Annotated in this window: 11 protein-coding genes; 9 read left to right on the top strand and 2 right to left on the bottom strand. The window is 36.0% G+C overall.

Annotated elements, in window-relative coordinates:
* Positions 1 to 10 precede the first annotated feature (10 nt).
* The 7 genes from V5M36_RS10170 to V5M36_RS10140 all read left to right on the top strand — a co-directional run bounded on the left by V5M36_RS10170 (position 11) and on the right by V5M36_RS10140 (position 9,908).
* On the top strand, positions 11 to 2,413 hold the full coding sequence (locus V5M36_RS10170; RefSeq protein ID WP_338558595.1) for a CSLREA domain-containing protein: 2,403 nt from the start codon (positions 11 to 13) through the stop codon (positions 2,411 to 2,413).
* Positions 2,414 to 2,870: 457 nt separating this feature from the next.
* Positions 2,871 to 3,653, top strand: coding sequence for a tellurium resistance protein (locus tag V5M36_RS10165; protein ID WP_338558592.1), 783 nt, complete (start codon positions 2,871 to 2,873; stop codon positions 3,651 to 3,653).
* 8 nt (positions 3,654 to 3,661) lie between these two features.
* Entirely contained in the window at positions 3,662 to 4,792 is a 1,131-nt protein-coding gene (locus tag V5M36_RS10160) for a toxic anion resistance protein (RefSeq protein WP_338558589.1), read from the top strand.
* Positions 4,793 to 4,828: 36 nt separating this feature from the next.
* On the top strand, positions 4,829 to 5,746 hold the full coding sequence (locus V5M36_RS10155) for a hypothetical protein (protein ID WP_338558586.1): 918 nt from the start codon (positions 4,829 to 4,831) through the stop codon (positions 5,744 to 5,746).
* A 487-nt stretch (positions 5,747 to 6,233) separates the two neighbouring features.
* Entirely contained in the window at positions 6,234 to 7,799 is a 1,566-nt protein-coding gene (ahpF, locus tag V5M36_RS10150; RefSeq protein ID WP_338558583.1) for an alkyl hydroperoxide reductase subunit F, read from the top strand.
* Positions 7,800 to 8,179: 380 nt separating this feature from the next.
* Positions 8,180 to 9,124 (top strand): metal-dependent hydrolase, encoded by a 945-nt coding sequence (locus V5M36_RS10145; RefSeq protein WP_338558581.1) that lies wholly within the window; start codon positions 8,180 to 8,182, stop codon positions 9,122 to 9,124.
* A 355-nt stretch (positions 9,125 to 9,479) separates the two neighbouring features.
* Positions 9,480 to 9,908: a hypothetical protein gene (locus V5M36_RS10140; protein ID WP_338558579.1), complete on the top strand. Its 429-nt coding sequence runs from the start codon at positions 9,480 to 9,482 to the stop codon at positions 9,906 to 9,908.
* A gap of 95 nt (positions 9,909 to 10,003) precedes the next feature.
* Here V5M36_RS10140 and V5M36_RS10135 read toward each other — a convergent pair whose 3' ends face one another.
* Positions 10,004 to 10,783, bottom strand: a complete 780-nt coding sequence (locus V5M36_RS10135; RefSeq protein ID WP_338558577.1) for a ferredoxin--NADP reductase — start codon at positions 10,781 to 10,783, stop codon at positions 10,004 to 10,006.
* 105 nt (positions 10,784 to 10,888) lie between these two features.
* On the opposite strand from V5M36_RS10135, the gene tsaA reads away from it, so the two are divergent.
* A complete protein-coding gene (gene tsaA / locus V5M36_RS10130; RefSeq protein ID WP_338558575.1) occupies positions 10,889 to 11,599 on the top strand; it encodes a tRNA (N6-threonylcarbamoyladenosine(37)-N6)-methyltransferase TrmO in 711 nt (236 codons plus the stop codon).
* 23 nt (positions 11,600 to 11,622) lie between these two features.
* On the opposite strand, the gene V5M36_RS10125 is transcribed toward tsaA, so the two are convergent.
* The gene (locus V5M36_RS10125) at positions 11,623 to 12,630 is read right to left on the bottom strand and encodes a hypothetical protein (RefSeq protein ID WP_338558572.1); all 1,008 of its coding nucleotides are present in this window, start codon (positions 12,628 to 12,630) and stop codon (positions 11,623 to 11,625) included.
* 228 nt (positions 12,631 to 12,858) lie between these two features.
* Between V5M36_RS10125 and V5M36_RS10120 the strand changes: the two genes are divergently transcribed.
* The gene (locus tag V5M36_RS10120) at positions 12,859 to 14,616 is read left to right on the top strand and encodes a GspE/PulE family protein (protein ID WP_338558569.1); all 1,758 of its coding nucleotides are present in this window, start codon (positions 12,859 to 12,861) and stop codon (positions 14,614 to 14,616) included.
* The last annotated feature ends 152 nt before the right edge of the window (positions 14,617 to 14,768 follow it).

Below are 14,768 nucleotides of genomic sequence, written 5' to 3'. Positions count from 1 at the left end.
GATTAATCTAATGAAAAATTATAAAAAAGGTTTGTTTACGCTAACTGTGCTAACGGCAATGTCACTTGTAGCTGCAGTACAAGACACCACAATTTATGTGAACACTTTTGCGGATGAAGATGGTGAAAATGAAAGTAAATGTTCTTTAAGAGAGGCATTAAAAGCAGCTTCACTGCATAGAGCGTATGGAGGATGTTCCAAAGGCCAGCAATATTCTTCTGTCCCTAATATTATTCAGCTTGAGAAAGGTGATTATAACTTAACTAAGGAGTTGCAACCAAACGCACCTGTGGTTATTCGAGGGAAGAACCCTGAAGACTATACGAGGAAAGGTGCAATCACCAATAATTTCCCTGCTGCTATCCCGATACAAACCACCATCAGTGGTCAAAATGTAAGTCGTATATTTAATACTACAAATGGTAGTAAACCGAATTTAACCTTGCAAAATTTGATCCTTAAAGATGCAAAAAGCACGGGTGTTGGAGGTACATTACTGGTGGGTGGTGTTACTGAACTATCAAATGTATCGATTGTAAATTCAACTGCACGATCTGGTGGGGCGATTTATCTCAATGATGTGAATAGTTCGTTAACTATTAAAGGCGGTGAATTTAGCGGAAATAAAGCAGCGACAGGAAGTATTCTCGCGATGTCCTGTTTAGATAATTTAAAGTACACCCCTCGTAAAATTGATATCATTACAGGAACTTACATTAAGAACGGTGCAGCTGACAATCAAAGCTTATTTGCATTTTGTGGGCAGCCTAATGCATCGATCCTATCGAGTACATTCACTGAAAATATAGTCAATCAGGCTTCAGGAAGTATATTCCAATTTCATTCGTTTCAAGGAAACGATCCTTTATTCAGTACTTCTTCAGGTTTGAGTTTGCTTAGCAATACCATTGTGAAGAACATCGCACAGACAATTCTTGCCTACAATAAGGCGGGTACGAAGAGTCTTAAATTTAATGTGATTGGATTTAATAATGCCAAGGCATGTCGATATACGGCTGGAGATGTTTCGCAGCTAGATTCAGCAGGTATTGAAGTATTTTCAAATGCACTTCATTTAACCAGTTCAACTGAACAGTGTGAGCTTCCACGTAAAATTTTAGAAAATGCTAAATTAGACACGATAGTGCTCGATGGACAAGTTTTTGAAAATTTATTTGATCCTCTACAAAATCCACAAGAAATGACAGGCTTTATGTCTATGTATTTTCCTAAAGATAACAATACAAAGACAGATTTAGTCGATGTGGCTGCTTTAGGTTGTTATACGGTAGATCAGCGTGGAGTTTTACGCCTTGCGACCTCAAATACACCGGATTTAAGTGATATTCGGAACACTTGTGATATCGGTGCCACTGAATTGCAGAAATTGACAGCGGTTAATCTGAGTAAAATCAATATCTCTGTGACTGACTTATTAAAAAACTATCAAGATAGGGCGAATGATGCTGAAAGATTCCTTAATGATAGTACGACAGACCCCCAATTATTACCGTCATTAAGAATTCGTTTAGAAGAAAATAATAATCTGAAAAAAAATACTGAAGCAGTAAGAAAATATCGTCCTATTTTTATAAACCCTTTTACCAACAATTTACCTTACGAATCTGTGGAAAGTAATGGTGGCCGAAAAATAGAGCATTTTACTGCGGAAAATTATGATGTAGTGGTCAATCCAGAAGGTGTCGGTAAGCTTGAAAGTAACGGGGTGTTTATGGGCAGACCTGATCCCAATCTGAAATGTGAGTGGAATAAGGCTTTACAGCAAATCGTCATGTATCGTACGGATGATCGTTTAACGCCATCGGGTGACAAGGAGTTTTGTAAATACACCATAATACTCAATAAAGAGCCTAAAGCATCAGCATCTGCTTATGTTTCTGCTCAATTTGCGAATATTGCACCCAATGTGCCTGATAATACCGATATTGTTGTGGAATATGCATCGAATACGAGAATTAATTTAGACATCTTGAAGATCGCAAATGATGACGGTGACGGAACAATTTCAGCAATTGAAAATAAACCAAATAAGTCCGCATTTTATTTAAATGAACGTGGTGAGACTCAAGCCATTCGATTCAGCAGAATACCGAGTACAGTAAATATTCGTGCAGATCGACAGGGGCCTTGTCCAGGATTAGACAGCAAAGAAGTTTGTTATGGTGGAAACATCACGGCTCAATTAAACAACTCTCTTGATGTATTTAATTATAAGTTAGAATATAGAGTCTACGATGCCGATGGTGATATTTCGAACACTGGTACGATCAGTTTGAATAATACTGCGATAGCAGCGGATAGCGTCCGAGTCAGTGGAGGCGGTGCTATGGGCTGGTTGAGTTTGTTTGCTTTATTCGGACTGGGTTTATTTAGAAGATTTCATTTTAAATAAAAAACCAAGATAATTCCCAAAAACCAGTTTGAATGAACTGGTTTTTTCTATTTTATCTTCACATCAATGCTCATCTGCATAGAGGGTGAAAATTGAAAATATTTACTTCGAAATAAAACGCTTAAAATCATTTATAGAATTTAATTGTATTTTTTAATGAAGCATTTCGACATACAGTTAATCATTAGATTTCTTTCATAAGCCGAAAAGTGATCATTGAGTTGCCATAAATTGATTGGTAAAAATTCCTTCTCCCTTTGGGGGAAGGTCAGGATGAGGGAATACTCATGATGAGTCTGTTGTATGAATAATGACTTTTGAAAGTAGTCTATTTTCTAATATTTATAAAAATTTGTGCTATAAAATCATCAGCAATAAATATTTTTAAATTGCAATTTGCTACACATAAATGAAATTAACGTTTTAATATAAATGTCCATGTTTAAAATTTATCTATATGAAACAATTTACTGAGCTTGTACCTTTAGATCAGATTGAAGTCAGTGCTGAAGAACTTCTTAGCATTAAGCGTTCAAATTTAGTCCCATTGTTGGATGATCAAGCGCGGCTCAACCATTATGCAGATCAAATGATTCAAGCACAGGCGGTGTTATTAAATGGTATTGATCCCCAATTGACAATGAAATTGAGTCAAACCATATCTCAAATCGTTCAAGAACTTAATCGCTCAAAAAAAACGTTCAAAAAGCGTAAGTTTAATGCTTTACAGAAATGGTTAGGCCTAGATTTAGAATTTAATGCCGATCAAATTAAATACCGAAAAGATTTAGATCGTTTAATCTTGGAAGCGGATACATTAAGCCAGCGTTTACACATTGAGATTCAAAAGTCTCATTCAAGATATCAGCAAGCGAATGGTTATAGAGAGCAAATGGCCAAGTATATTTTGGCTGCACAACAGTTTTTAGTTGAATACCCAAGCTTCATTAAAAATCGTCATCCATTAGATAATTTTGCAGAGCGATTATCTAAAAAAATACAGACTTTACAGACGCTACAGAGCAGCAATGATATTGCATTGGCTCAGATGCAATTGACTCAACAGCTATCACTCGGTCTGATTGATCGATTTAAAGAGGCTCAGCAAGTGCTGATTCCCGCTTGGCAATATCATTTAAAACAGAGTACCGAAAAGCAATCACTTGCGTCATTGCAAGAATTAGATCAAAGTCGGGAAAAACTCATTCAATCTTTAAAAAATTCATTAGATAAAAAATAAGGTGTGCTATGTCAGATTCAATCCAAAATTTACCTGTAGTCTCTTCGACTGAATTACAACAACAAGATTTTGAACGTTTAAATTTGAAAGAAATTGGCTTGCAACCTGAAGATTTCAATGAGGTATTAAATGCACGCAAAGAACTCGCTGAAATCAATCATGCGAGTGTGGCTGAATATGGTAAAAATATTGCGACCAAAACATCCACTTATACCGATGAATTGCTAAATTTAGTTAAAAATAAAGATCTGGATGTGACGGGTCAAAAACTGAATCAGGTCGTGAGTGTCGCACAACAATTAAATACCTCGAGTATTTTGAATAAACCTAAAAGTTCAGGTTTTTTAGGTGGCATTTTAAGTAAATTTAGAGGGGCAAAACAAAATTTTGATCAACACTTTAATACCACTAAAGAGCAGATCGATTCATTAGTCAAAGAAATCGAAACATCTCAATCAGGTCTGAAAGCACGTGTCGGTACTTTAGATAAAATGTTCGATGGCGTTCAAGACGAATATAAGCAATTGGGTATTTATATTGCTGCTGGGAAATTAAAACAGCAAGAAATTCAGCATGAAATTGCGACGCTGTCAGCTCAGGATCAAGATCAACAAACCAATCAGCAAGTCTATGATCTTAATCATTTGTCGAATAATCTAGAAAAAAGAGTGAGTGATTTACAAGTTTTACAACAATCGGCGATGCAAACTTTGCCGATGATTCGTATTATCCAATCGAACAATTTGATGTTGGTCGATAAGTTTTATGCGATAAAAAATATCACTTTACCTGCATGGAAAAACCAGATTAGTTTGGCAATTTCATTACATGAGCAAAAGAACAGTGTGCAACTGGCGAATACGATTGATGATGCAACCAATGACTTGCTCAAACGTAATGCCGATCTGTTGCATCAAAACTCTGTCGATACAGCAAAAGCCAATCAACGTTCAGTGATTGATATCGAAACACTTGAACATGTTCAAAACACCCTCATTAAAACAGTGAATGATGTAATTTTAATTCAGAAAGAAGGTATGCAGAAACGTGAAGAAGCATCAACACGTATTCGCGCTTTGCAAAATAACTTAAAGCAATTAGTGATTGATTCAAGTACCAATACTCAACATCTGCCTTAAATTAATCTTAACGAATAGACCAAAGAGGATTCACTGTTGACGGCTAAAGATGATCATCTTGTTCAAGCAACGCAAATTTCATCAGGTTTGACTGTATTAAAAAAACGCCAAAGCAAGATCAGTTTGCTCAGTGGGGGAGCCTCGCTGTTGTTTGTTTTAAGTACAATTTCAATATTTGTACAGCAAGATTTCGTTTACAGCTTTTTTGGTCTAACGCAGGTCGTGGAGCAGTTGCACTTACCTTATACAGTAGATTCCGCGATTACTGATTTTAATAATCAACCAGATTATTTTTTTAATTTAATCGCATGGTTTGGCTGGTTAATACTGAAAGTAATACTGTCTTTTACGGGTGCTTTTTTTGCAATCTGGATATTAAAAAAGATCCGCTTTTTTTATACACGGTTCCAATCGTTTGTATTGAAGTTTGTCGCTTGGTTGATTGCTGTTATCGTGATTTGGTCGGGTCTAACCTATGTGCAATATGATTTACGAGATGATGATCATGAACAGCAGCATTATTTGGTGCAGTATGATCAGTCTATTCAACAGAGTCAGATTGCGAAGTTATTAAATGAGACAGAGACCAACTCCACTGTTAAAGCCTACGTACTGGCACAGACAGCGTTACTGCACAAGCCAATTGATAAGGACGTTGCTACAGCTTATGTTGCGCAATTGATTCAAGCTGAGCGGTTGCAAAAAAACTTTATTGAGTATGCATTTAAACCCGAGCAACTCTGGGTGATGCAGCATCAAGTTTATGGGCATTCAGTCTCTCCAATTGCACAAAATATTGATTCTAAAGTGCAAAAAGCAAATCAAACATCTGATGTAATTCGTATTATTTTTATCGCTCTGGCACTCTTCAGTCTATTTTTGAGTATCGTATTATTCATTTTATCGATTCGATTGAAACGCCGTGCACTCAAGATTGAGCAAAGTTTCAATTAACCTCGTTTTAATGTATGTCGTGATAAATCTGAATAAACGCTCTTGAATCTTTATCTAATGATTTAAATAGATGAAAGCTTAAATCTTTTTTGATGAGATTGATTTAAATAAAAGCTTATTGCGATAGCTACTTTTTTGAAGATTTCATAGCACTAGAATTAGTCAGTTAGCTGACATCATTGCGAAGTCTCTGAAGTTCTTCGCTAAAACTCATCATTTTTTATGAAACATTAGCCATTTTTAATTTTTAGCTTAAAGTATTTTAATGCAACAGATTTTTTAAATCTTATTAAATTGATAGAAGCGAATACTACCTAGTAATAGAACTCAAAATGTAGGATATCATTCAAGGCATTATTTCAGCTAAATCATGCCTTGAATCCATTTTTCCGATGATAACAATAAAAACAAACTGTTTTAACTATCTTGTCTTTTCACATAAGATAGCCTCATTCAATAAATATTGACTCCTTTGGAGACGTTAGTCATGTTAGATCAAAATACTTCTGCGCAATTAAAAACACTTCTTGAACGTCTTGAAAGCCCAATCGAAATCGTGGCTTCACTAAATGGATCTGATAAATCTGACAAAATTAAAGAATTGGTGAGCGAAGTTGCCGCTCTTTCTGATCAAGTGACCGCTCGTTTTGATGGTCAGCATAAACGTGCACCAAGCTTTGGTATTGCGAAAGTTGGAGAACAACCTCGAGTTCACTTTGCAGGTCTACCGATGGGACATGAGTTCACATCTTTAATCCTTGCTTTGTTACAAGTGTCTGGTTATGCACCAAAAGTGTCTGATGAAGTATTGGCGCAAATTAAAGATCTCAACGTCAAAGCTGATTTTGATGTCTTCGTATCGCTTAGCTGTCACAACTGTCCAGATGTGGTTCAAGCACTGAACTTAATTGCGATTAATAACCCTGGTACAACAGCAACCATGATTGATGGTGCATTCTTCCAAGAAGAAGTTGAAGAACGTAAAATTATGGCTGTACCGATGTTATTTCAAAACGATGAACATATCGGTCAAGGTCGTATGACTTTGGAAGAAATCATCGCGAAATTAGACACCGGCGCTGCTGAAAAAGATGCCATCAAATTAAATGCCAAAGCGGCTTTTGATGTGCTGGTGATTGGTGGTGGGCCAGCGGGGAATACTTCAGCAATCTATGCAGCACGTAAAGGCATCAAAACAGGTATCGTTGCTGAACGCATGGGCGGACAAGTGATGGATACCATGGATATTGAAAACTTTACTTCGGTACAAAAGACCCAAGGTCCTAAGTTCGCTGCTGAAATGGAAGCACATGTGCGTGAGTATGGTGTGGACATCATGAACTTACAACGGGTGTCTGCTATTAAAGGTGCAGACGAAACCAGCAATGGTTTGGTTGAAGTGACTTTAGAAAATGGTGCCAAACTTGAATCTAAAACGATCATCTTATCGACAGGTGCACGTTGGAGAGAAATGAATGTACCGGGTGAGAAAGAATATAAAACCCGTGGTGTGGCTTACTGCCCACACTGTGATGGTCCACTGTTCAAAGGCAAACGTGTTGCAGTGATTGGGGGTGGTAACTCTGGTGTAGAAGCGGCAATTGATCTGGCGGGTATTGTTGAGCATGTAACTTTGGTTGAGTTTGATACCAAACTCCGTGCTGACCAAGTGCTACAAGACAAATTGAATAGTTTGCCAAACACCACGGTGATTATGAATGCACTTTCAACTGAAGTGGTTGGTGATGGTTCACAAGTGACTGCATTGAAATACAAAGACCGTGTAACAGATGAAATTAAAACAGTTGAATTGGCAGGGATCTTTGTGCAAATTGGTTTATTACCCAACACAGATTTCTTAAAATCATCAAAGGTTGAATTATCAAACCGTGGTGAGATCATCATCAATGATCGTAACGAAACCAATGTGAAAGGTGTATTTGCTGCGGGTGACTGTACCACTGTTCCTTACAAGCAAATCATTATCGCTACGGGTGAAGGTGCGAAGGCGTCATTATCAGCATTTGATTATATGATTCGTTCTGGGCAGTAAAAAAGCGATACGATCCTCATTGAATTCAAAAAGAAGATCGTTAATAAAACGAGTCTGTGCATTATTTGATTTATGTACAGACTCAATACTTTAGCTGATGATCAAGTTATTTCAAGATACATTTATTCCAGGATCATTTTAGTTAAACATCACTTTGTTTAAGAATTATTTGAAATTTCATTTTATAGGAACTGAGGACGCTAACATCCTTAGTTCCTTTTTTTCCTTTATTTTTTAAGGAGATATTTAATCTTTTTAATGGATTTCTATAGTTTTATCTAGGTTGACATAATCAACAGGTTTGATTGAAATTGAGCCAATTGTCAATATATAAATATTTGTTTATGATAATTTTTAATAAGTCACATAAGATAAATAAAATGAAGACTGAGTCATATAATGAAACGCATAAAATAACGCCTCGTCCTGTTGCTTTTAATTTTTCAGAAGCATCTATTCATTGGATTCCGAACGATCCTTTTTCCTCACATACTTACAATGCAATTAATTTATTACTTCCAGCAGGGGAGTTTTGGTTTTGTCGCGTGTTTAATAAAGCACTGCCATTAATTCAAGATGATGAATTAAAACAAGATGTAAAAGCATTTATAAAGCAAGAAGCGATTCATGCGCGTGCGCACATCGTGGGCCAGAAGTTTATGGAAGCCAATAACTATGCGTTGGAGAATGGATTAAATACAGCCGAAGCTATTTTCGGTCAATTGCTTGCAGATCAACCTTTTGGTTTGTCGATATTCAAAAATAAGCTGATTGAGTCATATTGGTTAATTACTCGCGTTGGCATTATTGCTGCGATTGAGCATTTTACGGGTGTTATTGGACAATGGACGCTTGATCACAGTGACAATTGGGATAAGCAGAATGCAGATCCTGAAATGAGTGATTTATTTAGATGGCATTTGGCTGAGGAAGTAGAACATAGAAATGTTGCTTTTGACCTATTCCATCATTTACTACAAAATAAACTCGGATTTTATATCTCACGTCAAATTTTAATGGCCGGCGTTTTCCCTGTATTTATGTATCTAATGGTTGATATAGGGCGCAGTTTGGCGCGTCAAGATAGTCTTGAAGAAATGCAAAAAATGGCAAAAGCCAATGTATTCAAATTACTCTGGGAATTGCAGCGTACTGGAAAGCGTACGGGTAATGTTCCTACTTTCACGTTCTTGGCAAAATCAGTGATGCGTTGGATCTCGCCTAATTTCCATCCTGAGTCAGAAGGAAATACAGAGCAAGCACTGGCTTATTTTAAAGTCTCACCTGCAGTACAAACTGCTCAAATGGCAGCAAAGCATAAGTAATGAAAAAAAGTCATTCATTAAAAGCCAATTATTATTAAAAAATTGGCTTTTAATAGACTTCTAACATTAGTCATTATTCACACAATACACTCATAATTTGTATTCCCTTATCCTAACCTTCTCCCAAAGGGAGAAGGGATTTTTTACCTATCAATTTACGGCCACTCAATGATCATTTTTTGACTTATGAAAGGGATCTAATAGATGGCTTGGAATCATTCATTAAAACTCATCAAAAAGGGAATTTATATATTTTATAGATTACATTAGTTAAACAGTATGTGTTGTTTAACTTTATTATATTGTCGTATTGTTTAATTAAATTTTTAATTAATAATCATAATGAGAATAAATAATGATAAAGTATATTGGTATTGCATTGTTGGTATTGCCATTAATGGCTTGTAATAAACAACCCGAAAAACCAACGGACATTCAAAATACAAGTGAAATTGAAAATAAAGAAATTATACTTGGCGATAAAATTCTTATTGCTAATGAATTGAATAATAAAGATTTAAAGTTAACTGCAAACAATACCAGTTTATCTAAAGATAATAAGTACTATTTTCAAGTATCAATTGAAAACTTTAGCCCGCAAATTATCAATATTCGAGCTGAACAAATTATCATGGTGGATTCTAAAGGGCAGGAACACAAGGTTGGTTTAATTGACCGTGACTTGACCTCGCCGATAGATTCTAAGCAACAAGTGACCGGTATTATTGGTTTTGATAATGTTAAGTTTGGTCAACCCAAGTTCATTAAATTTAAAGAATTATAATTCTCGACAATTATAAATCTAAACAATTATAAATCTATTTAATTGTAAATCTAAGCTAAAAAAACCGAGCATGCTGCTCGGTTTTTTAAATCTGATTATTTTTCGACAAAAGCTCGCTCAATCACATAATCACCGAGAACGCCCATTTTAGGAGATTCTTTAAGACCATGTTGATCGAGTAGTTCAACGACGTCATCAAGGAATGCAGGGCTACCACACAGCATTGCACGGTCAGTCTCAGGGTTGAAACGAGGTAGACCAATTTTTTCAAACAATTGACCTGATTCAATCGCAGTAGTCACACGACCTTGAGTATGAAAATCTTCACGAGTCACAGTTGGATAATAAATCAGCTTATCCTTGATTCCTAGCTCTTCAAAAAATTCGTGATTAGGAAGTTCATTGAGAATTAGATCTTGATATGCCAATTCTGAAATAAAACGTGTGCCGTGAACAACGATGATTTTTTCAAAACGCTCATAGGTTTCAGGGTCACGAATAGTCGACAAAAATGGAGCTAAGCCAGTACCTGAAGAAAGAAGGTATAAATTTTTACCAGGATTTAAGTCATCAAGAACTAATGTACCAGTCGGTTTTCTTGAAACAAGAATGTCATCGCCAACTTTTACTTTTTGTAAAATAGAGGTTAATGGACCATCTGGAACCTTGATTGAGAAGAATTCTAACTCTTCTTCATAGTTTGCGCTGGCGATTGAATACGCACGCATTAAAGGTTTACCATTGACTTCCAAACCAATCATCACAAATTGACCGTTTTTAAAACGCAATGCAGTATCACGAGTGGTTTTAAAACTGAATAATGTGTCATTCCAGTGGTGTACGTGAGTAATCTTTTCGACGTTGAAAGCAGCCATTAAAGGTCTCAATAAATTATCAAATTAGAACAGCTTAGTATTCTAATCTAAAATCATTCTCGATAAACTGAATATATTGAATTGAGCTTATCAGAAAAAGTGATTATGACCGAAGTAAAAATGCCAATTATTGGTTATATGCGATCTCCTTATATGGAGAAATTTGGAATTCCTCGTCAACCGAATTTGGTTCAGGTCGAATCTTATATCGAAATGGTCGCACCTTATAATGATCTGTTGGCTTTTGAAGGAATTGAAGAATTTAGTCATCTTTGGCTAGTTTGGCAATTTCATGACAATAAAAATCAAAATGAATCAGAAAATTTTCGTCCTCAAGTAAGACCGCCTCGTTTAGGAGGAAACAAGAAGATAGGCGTTTTCGCGACGCGCAGCATGTATCGACCAGCGCCGATTGGATTGTCAGTAGTGCAATTAAGAAAAGTAGAAAAAGTTGGAAAATCTGTGCGTGTATATGTGACGGGTAGTGATTTATTGAATAACACACCAATTCTGGATATTAAACCCTATATTCAATATTCAGACGCAATTGAGGAAGCGAAAAGTGGTTATGCACAAGAGCAACCTAAAACCAAGAAAGTGCAATGGAGTGAGCAGGCGCTGAATCATAAGAAAGCATTACTCGACTCTAGAAAAATGAACAGTCAGACTTTGAATGAGTTGGAACAAGTACTGGCATTAGATCCGAGACCTGCATATCAACATGATGATGAACGTATTTATGGAATGAAATTTGCTGATTTTAATGTCAAATTTAAAGTGAATGAATTTGACGTTGAAGTACGGGAGCTGAATTAGTTCCTGTACTTCAAAATTATCTTTTATTTAATATTTTTGATTGAATCACGAATCGTTTTACTTGCTGTTTCATTAAAATAAGTGCATGTTGTATTGAGTAAATCAATTGACTCTAATTTCAATTTTTTCTCTTCTGCTGTAAGGTTTTCATGATCAGCAAGGGATTTCATATCTCCGATCTCTTCAGTTAAAAGATAATCAATTCCTTTATCGATTTGGTATCCAGCATAAAAATTGTTTTGAAATTTAGCGATAACACTATCCAGATCAGGCTTATCGGTAATATAGGCAGTTGTATCTTTGAACAATTTCTTTATTGTCTCATTGGCATTTTTGCTGGCCTCAGTATTCCAAATATCGATAATTTCTTTCTTGTCTTTAGAGGATTTATCCAGTTCAAGATGTCCTTGATTATTTTCAGATTTTGTTAATACCAAACATTTTGAACCTTCTGGAAGTTTTATTGATGAATTTTTAGCATAAAAGTTAAGTAATGTTTTGGAAATACTATTTGTTCTGAAATTATTTTGAATTTTAAAAATATCTTCAGGATTAATACTCTCACTTATGGATTTACCACTGATATCTATAGTTTTATAATAAACTGTTATTTGAAATCCTTTAGATCCTACCGGTGAGTAAGGGCTTAATATTTGTTTCTCGTTAGAACCATTAGCAGAACCAAGTTGTACACCATACTCAGGATGAATCGGACCATCACCATACCCACCATCTGCAGTGACAAATAAACCCAAATTATAATATTCAGTATTATCAGATGTTTGATCAATTTTTGAGTAATATTGACCGTCTTTGATGGTTCGTTGATCAATTTCAAAATCCAATTTTCCTTTTGAATCATCTCCATGGATGTTGAATGAAGTCCAGGCTTGATCAGCAATTTTTGTGTTAGTTTGATCATTTGCAGAAGTAGAATTTGAGCTATTAGATGAATTCGAATTGTTACTTCCACCACATGCTGTCAATAAAATGCATGAGAATATTGACAAAGAAAGCGCTTTTATTTTCATAATTAACCTATATTTAAAAAAATTTATTAGACATTTGAATATTTCAAAAAGTTATTTTTATCAAATCTTTAGATTTTCTAATAGTGTGCATTAGCATAATTTAATTAATGTGTTGATTTTAGTTGATTCTTTTTAAGCGTACTTATTTACTCTTGATTTTGAAGTTTTGAAAAGTAATTTTTATAAAAAGAATTTGTTATAGTCACATGAAGGATTAGGGCTGCAATAATGAATTTTGACTTTGAAATTGATACGACTTGGTGTTTAGAAGAGTTACTACAAGATGGACGTGTATCGGAACGCGATAAACTGCTCGTCCAAACGACTCATCGCCAACGTGAACAACTCAAATGGCATCCTTTGCAATGGATTTCACATTTTAATTTAGTTGATCAAACGCGTTCTGAGAAACGGTTGACCTTAACCAGTTTATGTCAATGGTTGGCGCAAAAGGCAAATTTACCTTTTTATGTCATTGATCCTTTAAAAGCTGATGTTTCGGCTTTGACACATGTCATGTCTCAAGAGTTTGCGGTTAAAAATAATATTTTAGCTGTAGAGGTGAATGCTGATCATATATTGATAGGTACGGATCAGCCTTTTAAGGGGGACTGGTTACGTAATTTAGAAAAAAGTTTAAGTCCTAAGAAAGTCATTAAAGTTTTACTCAGTCCAGAACAACTTAAACGCTATATTGTTGAATATTATCAGGTTAGCCGCGCTGTAAATTCAGCTCAAAAAAGTAATGCTTATGAATTACAGCGTAAAAGCGTTGAAGCACTTTTACAGCTTGGGGATACACAAGCTCCAGATGTCAATGATCAGCATATTGTTAAGTTGGTGGATTGGGTGCTTCAGTTTGCTTTTGAACAAGGTGCAAGTGATATTCATCTTGAACCTCGTGAAGAAAAAGGCAAGGTGCGTTTTCGTATTGATGGCGTCTTGCATACTATTTATAACATGCCAGCAAATACGCTCACGGCCGTGATTTCCCGAATAAAAATTTTAGGTCGGATGAATGTGGCTGAAAAACGTCGACCGCAAGATGGCCGTTTAAAAACACGGACACCAAAAGGCCAAAATACAGAATTACGTTTATCAACATTACCGACGGCTTTTGGTGAGAAGTTAGTGATGCGTATTTTTGACCCTGATGTATTGGTGCGAAGTTTTAAGCAGCTGGGTTTTGAAGAAAAACTTTTGTCGCAATGGCATGCACTCACTGAAAATAGTCACGGGATTATTTTGGTGACAGGCCCAACAGGCTCAGGTAAAACCACGACTTTATATTCTTCTCTGAAGCAACTGGCGACAGAGCGGGTGAATGTTTGTACGATTGAAGATCCAATTGAAATGTTGGAGCCCAGTTTTAATCAAATGCAGGTGAACCAAGGTATTGGTTTAAACTTTGCAGATGGCGTACGTGCGCTAATGCGTCAAGATCCAGACATTATCATGGTTGGAGAGATTCGAGACCAAGACACGGCCAATATGGCGATTCAGGCGGCATTAACAGGTCATTTGGTTCTCTCAACGTTACATACCAATGATGCACCCTCGAGTCTGACTCGCTTACATGATTTAGGTGTTCAACCTTTCCTGACAGCAGCAACAATTTTAGGCGTGCTTGCACAACGTTTAGTTCGTCAACTTTGTCCAAACTGTAAAGAAAAAATGGCGATTAACCCTCAAGATTGGGAGCATTTAACCTTTGATTATCTGATTGATATGCCTGAGCAGGTTTATCAGGCCAAGGGCTGTGAGGTATGCCGACATACAGGTTATAAAGGCCGTGTGGGTATTTATGAGTTTATGCCAGTCACTTTAGAGTCTAAGCAAAAGATCAGCGCAAATGCCAGTTTGAATGATCTACGTGAACAAGCCAAAAAAGAAGGGATAGAACCTTTACGTATAGCAGGGGCACGTAAGGTCATTGAGGGTATGACTACTCTGGAAGAGGTACTTCGTGTAGTGCCTTTGAATTAATGACACATTCTCAATAAGTTGTAGAAATTTTGCTTTAAGTTTTAATCATCAATTTATGCTTTTGGAAAATGCTTTATTTAATAGACTTCTTTTAAAAGTCGTTATTCATACAACACACTCATCCCAACCTTCTCCAAAAGGAGAAGGGATTT

Origin of the sequence: Acinetobacter sp. KS-LM10, from assembly GCF_036896575.1 — a bacterium.
GTDB classification, from domain to species: domain Bacteria; phylum Pseudomonadota; class Gammaproteobacteria; order Pseudomonadales; family Moraxellaceae; genus Acinetobacter; species Acinetobacter avistercoris.
This window is presented reverse-complemented; position numbering and strand designations above follow the sequence as displayed.